The organism is Corynebacterium accolens, from assembly GCF_023520795.1.
Classification (GTDB): Bacteria; Actinomycetota; Actinomycetes; order Mycobacteriales; family Mycobacteriaceae; genus Corynebacterium; species Corynebacterium accolens.
Genome location: NZ_CP046605.1, coordinates 1,776,277 through 1,789,452, shown reverse-complemented (window position 1 = coordinate 1,789,452; position 13,176 = coordinate 1,776,277). Strand labels below are relative to the sequence as shown.

Sequence of the window (13,176 nt, the reverse complement as noted above, 5' to 3'; positions counted from 1 at the left end):
CGGACCGAGGACTAAGAAACTGTATTAGTCCTGCTTAGTCCTGCGCAACGGTGACGTTGACGTCAATATTGCCGCGGGTGGCATTGGAGTAGGGGCAGACCTGGTGGGCGGCATCGGCAAGCGCTTGTGCCTTGTCGTGGTCTTGGGCGGGGATGATGACCTCAAGTTCAACGGCGAGCTTGAAGCCTTCGCCCTCCTTGCCAATGGACACACGGGCGCCCACGGAGGAATCGCCCAACTCTGCCTTCTCGCTGCGGGCTACCACCTGCAGGGCAGAGTGGAAGCACGCGGCATAACCAGCGGCGAAGAGCTGCTCTGGGTTGGCGCCGTTGCCATCGCCGCCCATTTCCTTCGGAGTGGCCATCTTGAAGTCAAGGTCAGAATTTTGCACTACGGCGCGGCCATCGCGGCCTGCCCCGGTAGCGAGTGCTTCAGTGGTGTAGAGGGTATCCATGATTACTCCTTTTTCTAAAGTAGTTTTCGTACTAGCGGTGAGTACAGCCGCCGATTGTACTCAGAATTGCTAACGGCGTTTTTCGAGGTCAGCGACCTAAGAAGTGAAAGGACGCGCTAGGAAAAGGTGGTACGGCTCAAGTGAGTGTCGCGGGCCTACTCAACCCGCGCCGGGGGAGTGGGCGCTCCTTCTGGTGGAAGTACTTTGGGGTAGCGCTTGGATTGGCTGGCAAGCTCAACCCACCGCGAGGATGGAGGTAGAAAATAATCCCCGCTGACGCGGGGAACTAGTCAATTGACTATTCAAATGAGCACTGACGTGGGCTCATCCCAGCTTTAGCTGGGAGTTTGGCGTTTCGCCTCCTGTAATCTTACCGCAAAAATTGATGCAGGTTTTAGGCTCATTTCAAAAACTGCAACACGTCAGTGCTCAATGATGTATAGTTATGAATCATTAGTTAATAACTCAAGTTCACCATAGAAGTTGGACTTGGTGAAGGCTGTACTGGAGATAGAACCATGAAATTGCCAGCGAAGACAGTGGATTTTTGCACTCGTGCAGATGGTTGGGCTGGTCAACGCAGCCAGCAGGCGCGGAGCTTGTGGGCGAAATCGGGTGACGGTGTAGACCATCTCAACCTGCCGCAACATATGGTTGATTCCGCTTGTGCTGCATCCTTGGTGTATAACTCTTGGCTTTCTCGTTCAGTAAAGGAGTTCCTGAAAGCCGAGTTGCGTGTCTCAGAGACGGATATAGAAGTTCTCTACGTCTTTCTTGCTGGGTCCCATGATGTTGGAAAAGGTGTTAAAACTTTCCAGCGGCTTCTTCTTGACCGCAGTGACGTTGCGCATTTAGTCCACGCCGTTAGCGACGCGGGACTGGATATCGAATTGAGCGCCTCAGAGGCGAATATGTCCAAGCTTCCGCACGGTATTGCTTCTGGTGAAATTCTAGCAATCTGGCTTGAAGAACAGGGGCTTACCCTGCCAAAAGCTAACTCTGTGGCCGCGGTTGTCAATGCGCATCATGGTGCGGCAAGTGGTCCGAATAAAGCGGTCCGAGAGTTGATTCAGGATTACCCTTCGGCGTGGCGAATGGTTCATGGCGAACTTCTTGATGCCATGGCTCAACTCTGCGGGGCAGATGAGCTTGCGCGGGTCTTTGCCAAGCTGCCGAAAGTCTCGCCCGCAGCTGCCCAAATGCTTACCGGTTTAGTGGTTATGGCGGACTGGATTGCTTCCAATGAAAAGGCTTTCGGCTTACGCGTGCAGGGAACTCAACTAGACCGAGTGGGACGGGCTGCGGAGCTCATTGACTTGACCTCGCCTTGGGAACCGGAAACTCGATTGCATCAAGACATCGACGAGCAATTCCGGCAATCGTTTGGGTGGCCGGCCGAGTTTAAGGCGCGACAAGTACAGCAGAAAATGGTAGAGGCTGCCAGAGCGATCAATGAGCCAGCGCTCATAGTCCTGGAAGCCGAAACAGGCGTAGGTAAGACTGAAGCTGCCTTAGCGGCAGCGGAAGTGCTTGCGGCGCGTAGTGGGGCACAAGGAATCTTTTTTGCCGCTCCGACCATGGCCACCGCGAATGGCCTATTGCAAAGGACCATCGAATGGAGTCGAAATATAACGACAGATTCTGTTCGATCGATGTATCTCGCGCATTCCAAAAATGCGTTGGCTAAACCTTATACAGATTTAAAATTTACGGAAATCAACCGTTATGAAGAAGAAGGCGGCAACGTAGTTGCATCGCAGTGGATGTCTGGACGGCGCCTCGGCATTCTTTCCAATTTCGTGGTGGGTACGGTTGACCAAGTGCTCATGATGGCGTTACAGCAGCGGTTTTCCATGCTGAGGCACGTCGGCCTGGCAGGCAAAGTAGTAATTTTTGATGAGGTTCATTCCTTTGATGTGTATTCCTCCGATTACCTCCGCAGTGCCATCGAATGGTTGGGGTTTTATGGTGCCAGCGTCATCGTCATGTCCGCCACGTTGCCGGCGGACAAGCGACGCGCATTGGTCAGCGCGTACTCCGACGGTCAATGGCCAGAGGAAGAGCCGACTGGCTACCCACTGATCACAGTGGCGACAGAAGACGAAATTCGTTCTCTAGAGGTCCCAGCGTCTCCAACAGATCTTGAAGCCACAATTAGTTTCCTTGCGGAAGGTGAAGATTCACTGCACGAACTTCTCGGGAAATGGCTCGTTGATGGCGGGTGTGTTCTTATTATCTGCAATACTATCGCACGAGCTCAGGCCGCGTATTCGGAACTCGCCGAAAGCTATGGTGATTGCGTGGAGCTTCACCATGCGGGATTTGTGGCTTGGGAACGCGTAGAAAAAGAAGATTCACTACGGCGACAACTTGGCCCGGATGCCCACAGGGGAGCAGGTCGGCCGAAGCAAAAAATTGTGGTGGCTACTCAGGTGGCGGAACAGAGCTTGGATATTGATGCCGATGCCCTGATTACTGATATCGCACCTATGGATCTGCTCATTCAGCGCATCGGGAGGCTGCACCGCCACGCGCGTCCTTTCAGCGATCGACCCGAAAAACTGCGCGAACCACAGGTTGTTATTCGCGGGCTAGAAACTTCCTCACCAGTCCCGGAATTTGAATCAGGTGCCGAGGCTATTTACGGCCGTGCGATATTGCTATCAACCTATGCAGTCTTGCCAAATGAGATTCGCCGTCCAGATGACATCGCTCCGCTTGTAGCAGCTGCATATGATCGCAACTTTAAGCCGCCAGAGGCGTGGAACGAATCGTGGGAAGAGGCCATTGCGACGCGTGATTTTGAGGAATCGACAGCGCATTCAGCGTCCTCAACGTTCCGATTGCCAGATCCATGGAGTACCAACGGCCTGGACGCTCTATTTGCACGGCTGCAGGATGATTCCGCAGACGATGCCGAGATCAAGGGTGCGGCCCAAGTTCGTGACGCAGAGCCCAGCGTTGAGGTGATCCCCATCATCGAGACTGATTATGGCTATCGCCCGTGGGGTTGGGATGAAGAAGTCATCGAGGCTGCCGATATTCCGTATAAGCTGGCCTTTCATCTTGCGTCTAGTACAGTACGACTGCCTGTGCGAATGACCCGTTATGACTCGGACTTTGATGCAGTGGTCAATGACCTCGAAGGGGCAACCCCGGCCGAGTGGGGGGCACATTATTTACTGCGGGGACAACTGGCTTTGCCGTTAGATGAAGGGGGAGAGACGCAGGTAGGACGCTTTGTTCTGCGGTATACGAGCCAGCTGGGAATCGAAATTATGAGTGATGGGCGTGAGTGATATGTCCGAGGCACTAGTTAGGCTGAGAGCACCTCCTTTTACTAGGGGCAGCCACATCATCCACCAAATCACTTTTTAAAAGAAAGGAGGCGAAAGATAATGACTGATACAGAAACCTTTAACCTGCTCGATGAGCCATGGATTTTGTGCATGGACAGTGCGGACAATCGCAAGGCGTTGAGCATCCGGGACATATTTTCTGGACAGGGCGATGCCCATAAAATTGTGGGCGATTCACCGACCCAGGATTATGCGGTCATAAGGCTGTTATTGGCTATATTTTGGCGTGCTCATGCGCAAGAATTAGCGGAAGCAGCAGGCGGAAGGCGGAAACGCGCCAGCTTTGACTGGGGCGAATGGTTCGCGGAAAAGCGTGAAGAATTGTGCGAGACGAAGCGGGACCAAGTTGTTTTAGATTATCTTGATGCCTTTAGAGACCGATTCGATTTACTTTCTGACACCGTTCCCTTCATGCAGGTGGCAGATCTTCACTCGAAGAATATGGAAACACGGCCCATAGTCCACATCGTTCCGGAAGCGGCTGATGATCATTTCACCATGCGCACAGCTAAAGGGCGACAATCGGTTTCCTTTGCTGAAGCAGCCCGTTGGCTCGTTCACTTGCAAGCTTATGATTACTCCGGCATTAAAACCGGCGCGGTAGGGGACCCCCGAGTGAAAGGCGGAAAAGGTTATCCCATCGGCACCGGTTGGACTGGTCGAACGGGCGGAACTTTAGTACTTGGAACTGAAGGCCTCCTAGAAACACTTTTGCTTAATACTCCTATGGCAGCTGTTATGACGGAGCAGGGAACTAACCCAATTGAGCTGGATAAACCGGTATGGGAAAGAGAACCTGATACCGCTGCGCAGCGCCGTGGATCGGATGACAAGCTTGGTGCTGTGCCCCAAGGAGCGGCTGATTTGGCAACTTGGCAGGCACGACGAGTGCGCCTAGTAGCTGAAGAAGGCCAGATTACTCGTGTCCTCGTATCGAATGGTGATCGCATTCCGGATGCGGGAAAGAATGTCATGGGTGATCCCATGACGCCGTATCGGTATAGCCCTAACCAGTCGAAGGCCGGCCAAGATGCTTACTACGCGCGTCCCTACGATTCCACTCAGACTATGTGGCGCGCACTTGATGCGTTGGTTGCTGTCGAAGACGACCCAGGTTTCGACCAAAAAAAGGCAAAAGCTCCGAAGAGACCCGCCAATCTCAGCAATCTCGCTGCGCTTGACGTTGATGGATACCTAAACCAAAGCGCCTTTGATATTGCCTTGGTTTCGATGGAATACGGACCGCAGGAATCTTCAGTAGCCACCACTTTCAGCACCACGATCGGGCTTCCCCTAGTGGTATTGCGCGAAGATGATCTCGGCAGGCAAGCGCGTAACGCTGTCCGCACTGCCGCCCAAAAGACCTATGAAACAGCCGTGAGCTTGGGCTGGTTTGAAGGTCAACTGCGGGTAGCCGCGGGCGATGATTATGAATTCGGCGTTAAGTCTAAGGACAGGTTTTATGCCCAGTTGGAGCCGGAGTTTATTGCGTGGATGCAGACCATTTCTGCTGAAAATGCAGACAGCGCTCAAATCAACTGGCAGGAACGAGTTCGAACAGTAGCTGTCTCTCACGCAATGGAACTGCTGCGCGGCGCCGGGATGAAGGCGATCGTTGGCAGGGAAGTAGATACAGGAGAAGACGGAAAGGGCCGAATCGTCTCAGCTGGATCCCTTTTCCAGCAGCTACAGCGGCGTTTTGATAAGAACCTGCCGTTAACAGGCAAGTCCACACGAAATCAGAGTCCTAGCTCACCTATGAAGGAAGGTGTTGCCCATGCATGACACCAGTCATCCGCAGGCAGGAACTACTGCGGAGTACACGGGCCCGCGTTTGCGAACCTCCGTGGCGCGTACCGCAGAGGCGCTGCAGAATGATTATTTGCATTCGCCACAGCACAATAAACAAGCGCGAGCACGCGCAGTCCTAGCCCAATTGCGAAAGTATTCTGCGGTACGTCTTGAACAACACCCCGTGGCACTTGAAGAGGTCCTCCTTTTATTGGAGCCTGCATTGAGTGAACAAGAGATGGGAAAGGGTGCCGCACCGTCCGCATCAGAGCTCGCGGCCTTTCAAGCCATGACGATGCTAGGTATCCATCTACAAAGCGCTAGCACTGAAGCACATATTAAAGGCCAAAGCTTCGCACGGGCCTGCGGTCGTTTCTATGCGCACAGTCAGTCACAATCCACGAAACCGCGGTTTGATGCGATGCTCGTATCTTCCGATGAGGCTTCCCGCCTTATACATATTCGTTCCTTGGTAACGCTATTGCGCGGGGAAAATTTGGGGTTTGACTACGGTGCATTTGCTCAGGACCTGCGGGTTCTAGGCAGCAAAAACGCTACTCAAAAAGCTCATACACAGCGACAAGGCGTGCTATTGAAATGGGCACGTGACTTCGCACTCGGTTCTTATGCGTCTTCTCAGACCGAACCGACTTCTTAAAATCAATTTTCATATTCTAGAAAGGAATTTTCGCAATGGCTTTGACCATCGATATCCACGCTCTGCAGACTCTTCCGCCTTCTCTGATCAATCGTGACGACACCGGGGCGCCTAAGTCTGCCGTTTACGGCGGCGTACCGCGTCAGCGAGTCTCTTCACAGGCATGGAAGCGTGCAATCCGCAAGTACTTTGAATCTGAAATCGACCCTGAATCCGTGGGTGACCGGTCGAAGCGGCTTCCAGAGAAGATCGCACGTAAGGTTCAAGAACACGAAGGCTGGGATGCGGAGCGAGCTCAAAAGGAAGTTGCTGAGCTTTTCAAAGCTGCAGGAATTAAGACGGAAGTGGACGCGAAGCGTATCAAGGCGCTGAAAGATTCCGAGGAAACCACCGAAGAAGAACTAGCAGCAGCGCAGTATCCGCAGACCAAATACTTGTTGTTCTTGAGCCCGCACCAGATTGAACGTGCCGCAGAGGCGATTATTGCGGCCGACGGTGAAAAGATTAAGAAGAAAGATGCACTGGAGATCCTTGATACCCAGCACTCGGTAGATATGGCGCTGTTTGGGCGCATGGTTGCCGATGATGCTGCGTATAACGTCGATGCTGCGGTACAAGTCGCGCACGCACTGGGAATTCACGCCAGCGCTCCTGAATTCGACTATTTCACCGCGGTCGATGACTTGGCCGAGGAAGGCGAAGAAACTGGTGCAGGCATGATTGGCACTGTACAAATGATGTCTTCTACCTTGTACCGCTATGCCACGGTGAATCTAGATGGATTGACGCAGAATCTCGACTCGGCAGAAAACGCAAAGCAAGCCGCAGTGAATTTCGTTGATGCATTCATCAAGTCTATGCCCACGGGCAAAATCAATACCTTTGCCAACCAAACAATGCCTGAGCTCATCTATATCGCAGTTCGCGATACCCGCCCGGTGAGCCTAGTTACGGCCTTCGAAGAACCAGTAGAGCCAACCGCCGGTCAGAGCTTGCGCGTCGCCGGTGCCGAAGCATTGGCGAAAGAAGAAACCGAGTTTGAAGAAAACTATGGGCTGCAGCCTAAGGCAGCCTTTGTGGTTGGGTTGAGCGAGGCCCGTCAGGCTTTCGCACAAATCGCTGACGAAGTGACGCTGCCAGAGCTTTCGCAGCGTTTGTCTTCCGCGCTTTCGGAGTAGGAGGCTTAAAACGATGACAGCATCATTGTTGTTGCTGCTTAAAGGGCCGATGCAGTCGTGGGGAACGGAATCTCGCTACGCTACCCGTGCAACTTCGTCCTTGCCCTCAAAGTCAGGAGTTCTTGGCATGCTAGCCGCAGCTGAAGGACGCAGGCGCGATGAAGATATGGCTGACTTGGCTGGACTCAAGTTCGCGGTGCGCGTCGATCAATCCGGTAGCCTTTTGCGGGATTATCAAACCGCGCAAAACTGGCAAAAGGATCCGCAGGCATCCGCAAAACTCATTACCCGCTATTTCCTATCAGATGCCGCATTCGTTGCGGCAATCGAAAGTGAGGATCGCGAGCAACTCGAGAATTTTGCAGAGAATCTAAACCGGCCGGTATTTCCGCTCTATTTGGGCCGGCGTTCGTGCCCGGCTCCGCCCAATGTGGTGCTTGGTGTGGTTGAAAAGCCTGCGGTTACGGCATTACAAGAGCACGGCACGTGGCACGCTACCAAGGAGTATATGAAATCCAGTGGTGGGGAAGTATCGCTGCCGATTTACCGGGACTCCCTCCCAGGAGAATCCGGCGTGGCTTGCCAGGATGTACCGAACTCTTTTGATCCGCAGCACCGCAAGTATTCATGGCGCACCGTGGTGCAAAAGGAATTTGCGGATGTGGACAACCCCTTAGATAGCGCAGAGCGGCGCCCGGATCCGTTTTTGGAGGCGGTGATGAATGTATGAGTACGTTAACCAAAATTCTTATCAATCCTCAGCGGCGTCAAGGGCGAAAGCTACTTGCTAATCCACAAGCAATGCACGCGGCGGTCGCCGCATCATTTCCACCGGATGTGGATCAAGAGTCTGGGCGTATTCTATGGCGCCTTGATGAAGGCGCTCATCACCACTCCCTCTATGTGGTGGGGCCTGAAAAGCCAACTGACCATGTGATTGTGGAACAAGCAGGGTGGGATACACGGCCGGGGCAATCGGTTGAGTATGACCGTCTGCTGAATTCACTCACTAAGGGGCAAAGATGGATCTTTGAACTGGTAGCCAACCCAACGTATTCGCAAGCTAATGGAGGCAAGCGAGGAAAAGTGAAGGCTCATGTGTCTGTGGAACACCAGTTGGAGTGGTTGTATCGACGAGCAGAAAATGCCGGATTTGAACTAGCCCCCCGAGCAGGGGATGATGTCAGCGATGATGAGCGTTCTCGGTGGTCCGTGGAAGAAGAAACCGCGATTATTGAGCGAAAAACGTTGGATTTCCGGAAAGGAAATGGCAATAGGCGTGTGCGTATCGCCACAGCCCGATACCGCGGAACCTTGGAGGTCAAAGATCCTGAGGCTCTTCGGCACACCCTTACTCATGGGATAGGAAGAGCTCGTGGTTATGGTTGTGGCTTAATGACCCTAGCCCGGCCGATGGGGTCCTGATGTCAAATCCGAGCGAAGTCCCTGTCACTCGCCAAGCTTTGTCCCGGATGGGAGACCGAATCAGTTTCCTGTACGCCGAGCGCTGCGTGATCAATCGAGATGGTAATTCTCTAACGATCACGGACCAGCGCGGCGTCGCACATGTGCCAGCCACGCAGTTGGCGGCACTGCTGCTTGGTCCAGGAACGAGGATTACTTACGCGGGCATGGCTTTGCTTGGCGATGCCGGGGTTACCACCCTCTGGGTAGGTGAGCGCGGCGTTAGGTACTATGCGCACGGTCGGCCCCCAGCGAAATCGTCCCGCATGGCTGAAATTCATGCGCAGGTAGTGTCTCACCAGCGGAAGCGTTTGGACGTGGCTCGCAGAATGTATGCCATGCGGTTTCCAGGAGAAGACGTTTCTCAGCTGACGATGTCCCAGCTGCGTGGCCGCGAAGGTGCACGCATGAAGCGAATCTATGCGGCTGAAGCCGAGCGTAGTGGAGTCTATTGGAATCGGAGGTCTTATGATCCCAATGATTTCGATTCTTCTGACCCAATTAACCAGGCTCTGACTGCGGGCAGCGCCGCGCTATATGGAGTTGCTCATGCTGTCGTTGCAGCGCTCGGCTTCATTCCTGCCTTGGGGATAGTACATACAGGCACCGATAGGTCATTTGTCTACGACATTGCTGACCTTTACAAAGCAGAGATTTCTATCCCAGCGGCATTCGATGCTGTCGCAGCACAACAGGGTAATCCCTCTGTGGAAGTGCGTCGCTTCGTGCGGGATCAAGTTGTCTCACGTCGCCTCATGCCGCGGATGGTTCAAGACCTTAAAGCACTTTTTGATGTTCCTGATGACGAGCTTGTCAGTGACGCCGAGTTAATGCTGTGGAGTGAACTTGAAGTCATCGCTTCTGGTCTTAACTGGGCAGAAGAGGAAACGTTGTCATGATGGTGCTGGTTATTACTGCTTGTCCCGCTGGACTACGCGGCGATCTGTCCAAGTGGCTCATTGAACTGACTCCCGGTGTATTCGTGGGACGTCCCTCTGCTCGTATACGAGATTTGCTCTGGGATCGCACAACCGAGCTTTGTAAAGATGGCCGCGCACTTTTGGTGTATTCAGCCGCGAATGAGCAGGGAATGGAGTTCAAGACTCACAGACATCATTGGGAACCTACGGATTTTGACGGGATTACCTTGATGACGCGACCGACTAAGTCTAGGCAACCACAGCGAAGGACTGGATGGTCTCAAGCCCGACGTAACCGTATTTCTTATAAGAAACAGAAGGGAGGATATTAGACCGCGTGGAGCTTCGAGGGTAGCTTTCCCCAAAATACAAGTCGTATGTAAAATACGTTTAAGGCTCGAATTTCTGCTGTTCAGCAAGTGTGCTCCCCGCGTGAGCGGGGATGAGCCTTGCCGTTTTGGCCATCGTCATGCCTCACTTTGGTGCTCCCCGCGTGAGCGGGGATGAGCCCTTCGAACTCATCCTCACCCACGACCAACGCTTGTGCTCCCCGCGTGAGCGGGGATGAGCCCGACGAAAAGGCCCCCGCCCCGTGTAGGGTGGGGTGCTCCCCGCGTGAGCGGGGATGAGCCGTAGATATTGTCGATACCGCTACCGGCCGCTTTGTGCTCCCCGCGTGAGCGGGGATGAGCCGCTACTGGGGTTCGACTCCCCGGCAGGCCACTGGTGCTCCCCGCGTGAGCGGGGATGAGCCCCAAAAAAGACGGCGCCTACAAAGACACCATCGGTGCTCCCCGCGTGAGCGGGGATGAGCCCCAGCCCAAAACACAATAGCCCGACTAGCAGGCGTGCTCCCCGCGTGAGCGGGGATGAGCCGCCGCCCGCCGCTCCGGCCTCTCCGAATCATGGGTGCTCCCCGCGTGAGCGGGGATGAGCCCGGCGTGGAATCATTCAGCGAGATGGGCACTAGGTGCTCCCCGCGTGAGCGGGGATGAGCCCGCCGGATTTGCGGACGGTTCGCTACAGCAATTGTGCTCCCCGCGTGAGCGGGGATGAGCCCCGACGTAGATGCGCTGAAATTCCTCATCAACAGTGCTCCCCGCGTGAGCGGGGATGAGCCCCTCAATTGCTTGTAGAGGGCCGCACCATGGCCGTGCTCCCCGCGTGAGCGGGGATGAGCCCCCAAGCAAAAATAGCCACATTCCCAGACCACGGTGCTCCCCGCGTGAGCGGGGATGAGCCCTCGACCAAGCTGTCAGGGACGCCGGGTGTTCCGTGCTCCCCGCGTGAGCGGGGATGAGCCGTCAGCGCCCGGCACAGCACCATAGGCGTCGGCGTGCTCCCCGCGTGAGCGGGGATGAGCCCCGCCTGGTGCTTGTGACCCTAGCCGATAGGTAGTGCTCCCCGCGTGAGCGGGGATGAGCCCCCGCGCCGCGTCAGCACACTTCCAGACCGAATGTGCTCCCCGCGTGAGCGGGGATGAGCCCCGCGCCGAGCCCGGTGTAGATGACAGCTGGGAGTGCTCCCCGCGTGAGCGGGGATGAGCCGTTGCTGGACGAGTAAGGGGATAATGAATGTTTGTGTGCTCCCCGCGTGAGCGGGGATGAGCCCCTCGGCCAATTCGGCCTGCTGCGTATCCCCTTGTGCTCCCCGCGTGAGCGGGGATGAGCCCCAGCCCACCAGCACCCACATCGTCACCATCAGGTGCTCCCCGCGTGAGCGGGGATGAGCCCGCACCGCCCCCGCCGCCGGATTCCAGCGCCCCGTGCTCCCCGCGTGAGCGGGGATGAGCCTCTAAGAAACATGCTCGCGGGGCCAGTATCATCGTGCTCCCCGCGTGAGCGGGGATGAGCCCCCGCGTTGCCTTCCCCGCCACTACCAATAGTCGTGCTCCCCGCGTGAGCGGGGATGAGCCGTCAGCCGGCGCCACGGCAGGCCAAAAGGCATCGTGCTCCCCGCGTGAGCGGGGATGAGCCGCACACAATTTCCTTCCCACCAGTAGTAGGTGAGTGCTCCCCGCGTGAGCGGGGATGAGCCCTACAGCCCGGCGACAAACGCACCGTCACCAACGTGCTCCCCGCGTGAGCGGGGATGAGCCGCAGCTGCAGAATCGTGCCAGCCACGGCCGCGAGTGCTCCCCGCGTGAGCGGGGATGAGCCGGCCGTTTAAGCCTGCTATCGCCGCAGGGGTGAGTGCTCCCCGCGTGAGCGGGGATGAGCCGAATCTAGCGCCCCTGCTTCACGTTGATGTGAAGTGCTCCCCGCGTGAGCGGGGATGAGCCCTGACTGCCCACATGAAGTGAATGCCGATACCCGTGCTCCCCGCGTGAGCGGGGATGAGCCGTCCGTGAGCTCAATCAATCTACCCGTGATGCCGTGCTCCCCGCGTGAGCGGGGATGAGCCTCAATGAGCTTTTCGCGCAATTCCTCCAGCGTGGTGCTCCCCGCGTGAGCGGGGATGAGCCGCCACGCGTACAAGGCCAGAGCGCGGGAATCGCGTGCTCCCCGCGTGAGCGGGGATGAGCCCTCGCAGCCACGTTCCGAGACCGGTGGTTTCGGGTGCTCCCCGCGTGAGCGGGGATGAGCCGCGATGCTGGACGAGCATCGTGAGGCGCGGCGTGTGCTCCCCGCGTGAGCGGGGATGAGCCGTGACCTTCCTGCCGGGCATTGTTCCGCATCGTGTGCTCCCCGCGTGAGCGGGGATGAGCCGTGGTGGACATCGCAGCGTGCCCATATGTATCGGTGCTCCCCGCGTGAGCGGGGATGAGCCCGGCTCCTCCATCACGCTGGACTATTCAGAGGCGTGCTCCCCGCGTGAGCGGGGATGAGCCCAGCAGCCCAATACTTCCGGCGGGTAGTCTCCAGTGCTCCCCGCGTGAGCGGGGATGAGCCGACCAGGCAGTCCCCGGTGGTCACTACTCGTGCGTGCTCCCCGCGTGAGCGGGGATGAGCCGAAATGTGCACAACATATCGCATATAAAGCTTGGTGCTCCCCGCGTGAGCGGGGATGAGCCCGGCGCGGACTACGCGCCACTAGAATCGCCGTGGTGCTCCCCGCGTGAGCGGGGATGAGCCCAATTCTTTCAGCGGAACGCGCCGGTCTCGATGTGCTCCCCGCGTGAGCGGGGATGAGCCCGTTCTTCCCCTCCTCCATGGTGTACGGGTTCAGTGCTCCCCGCGTGAGCGGGGATGAGCCCCGGCGTCAATATCCGCGATGGCAAACGCATTCGTGCTCCCCGCGTGAGCGGGGATGAGCCCACCCGCAGGCCAACAGTTTCAGTACTCGAGGTGTGCTCCCCGCGTGAGCGGGGATGAGCCGTCGCAGGAGTCCTTAAAATCACGCGCAAAACCGT

9 protein-coding genes and 1 CRISPR repeat array (1 of these 10 only partly in view) are annotated in these 13,176 nt (G+C 56.3%); of the genes, 8 read left to right on the top strand and 1 reads right to left on the bottom strand.

Annotated features, from left to right (window positions below):
• Positions 1–34 precede the first annotated feature (34 nt).
• A complete protein-coding gene (locus tag CACC_RS08500; RefSeq protein WP_005278166.1) occupies positions 35–454 on the bottom strand; it encodes an organic hydroperoxide resistance protein in 420 nt (139 codons plus the stop codon).
• 518 nt (positions 455–972) lie between these two features.
• On the opposite strand from CACC_RS08500, the gene CACC_RS08495 reads away from it, so the two are divergent.
• The 8 genes from CACC_RS08495 (at position 973) to cas2e (ending at position 10,156) form a co-directional block, all read left to right on the top strand.
• Positions 973–3,753 (top strand): CRISPR-associated helicase/endonuclease Cas3, encoded by a 2,781-nt coding sequence (locus CACC_RS08495; RefSeq protein WP_035108423.1) that lies wholly within the window; start codon positions 973–975, stop codon positions 3,751–3,753.
• A gap of 99 nt (positions 3,754–3,852) precedes the next feature.
• Positions 3,853–5,598 carry a type I-E CRISPR-associated protein Cse1/CasA gene (casA, locus tag CACC_RS08490; protein ID WP_005278169.1) on the top strand — a complete coding sequence of 582 codons (1,746 nt, stop codon included), beginning with the start codon at positions 3,853–3,855 and terminating at the stop codon, positions 5,596–5,598.
• Complete coding sequence (gene casB / locus CACC_RS08485) at positions 5,591–6,262, top strand: type I-E CRISPR-associated protein Cse2/CasB (RefSeq protein ID WP_005278170.1); 672 nt, start codon at positions 5,591–5,593, stop codon at positions 6,260–6,262. The genes casA and casB overlap by 8 nt, the downstream gene beginning before the upstream one ends.
• Before the next feature lie 35 nt (positions 6,263–6,297).
• Positions 6,298–7,440 (top strand): type I-E CRISPR-associated protein Cas7/Cse4/CasC, encoded by a 1,143-nt coding sequence (cas7e, locus tag CACC_RS08480; protein WP_005278171.1) that lies wholly within the window; start codon positions 6,298–6,300, stop codon positions 7,438–7,440.
• Positions 7,441–7,453: 13 nt separating this feature from the next.
• A complete protein-coding gene (cas5e, locus tag CACC_RS08475; protein WP_035108424.1) occupies positions 7,454–8,170 on the top strand; it encodes a type I-E CRISPR-associated protein Cas5/CasD in 717 nt (238 codons plus the stop codon).
• On the top strand, positions 8,167–8,865 hold the full coding sequence (gene cas6e, locus CACC_RS08470) for a type I-E CRISPR-associated protein Cas6/Cse3/CasE (RefSeq protein WP_081445472.1): 699 nt from the start codon (positions 8,167–8,169) through the stop codon (positions 8,863–8,865). The genes cas5e and cas6e overlap by 4 nt, the downstream gene beginning before the upstream one ends.
• Positions 8,866–8,912: 47 nt before the next feature.
• Complete coding sequence (gene cas1e / locus CACC_RS08465; protein ID WP_005278176.1) at positions 8,913–9,803, top strand: type I-E CRISPR-associated endonuclease Cas1e; 891 nt, start codon at positions 8,913–8,915, stop codon at positions 9,801–9,803.
• Entirely contained in the window at positions 9,800–10,156 is a 357-nt protein-coding gene (gene cas2e / locus CACC_RS08460) for a type I-E CRISPR-associated endoribonuclease Cas2e (protein ID WP_050755822.1), read from the top strand. Before cas1e ends, cas2e begins: the two co-directional genes overlap by 4 nt.
• Before the next feature lie 89 nt (positions 10,157–10,245).
• A CRISPR array of direct repeats spans positions 10,246–13,176; the repeat unit is 28 nt; unit sequence GTGCTCCCCGCGTGAGCGGGGATGAGCC (it continues 3,016 nt past the right edge of the window).